This window comes from Muribacter muris (assembly GCF_004569585.1).
Taxonomy (GTDB): domain Bacteria; phylum Pseudomonadota; class Gammaproteobacteria; order Enterobacterales; family Pasteurellaceae; genus Muribacter; species Muribacter muris.
The window spans coordinates 1-451 of record NZ_SPPA01000075.1; the positions used below are offsets into that span (position 1 = coordinate 1).

Consider the following 451-nt stretch of genomic DNA (forward strand, 5'->3'; position numbering starts at 1 on the left):
TTCTTACAACTGACTTGTCTGCCTTTTTACAGACAAGGATTGGTTTTTGCTTTGTTTTTACTCAGACTTTTCATTGCTTGAAAAATCTCTCAGTTTTCAGCTTGTTTCCAGTTTTTTAAAGAGCATCGACAACAAAAGTCATCTTTAAATGGCGTCCCCACGGGGATTCGAACCCCGGTTACCGCCGTGAAAGGGCGATGTCCTAGGCCTCTAGACGATGGGGACAGCATTTAGAGATGCTTTCCAAGCAGTTGGTTTTGGCTGTTTATTTGCAAATTTATCTATTCACAACTGCCTTCTAACCAACGCACTATTGCCAAATCATATCAAACAATCTGTGTGAACACTTGCAACTTCATTTAAGGTAAGGAGGTGATCCAACCGCAGGTTCCCCTACGGTTACCTTGTTACGACTTCACCCCAGTCATGAATCATACCGTGGTGAACGCCC

1 tRNA gene and 1 rRNA gene are annotated in these 451 nt (G+C 43.2%); both read right to left on the reverse strand.

Going from position 1 to position 451, the window contains the following annotated elements:
- Positions 1–149: 149 nt before the first annotated feature.
- Positions 150–225 (reverse strand) — tRNA-Glu (locus E4T80_RS12665).
- Between the two features lie 140 nt (positions 226–365).
- Positions 366–451, reverse strand: a 16S ribosomal RNA gene (locus E4T80_RS12670); the annotation flags it as partial.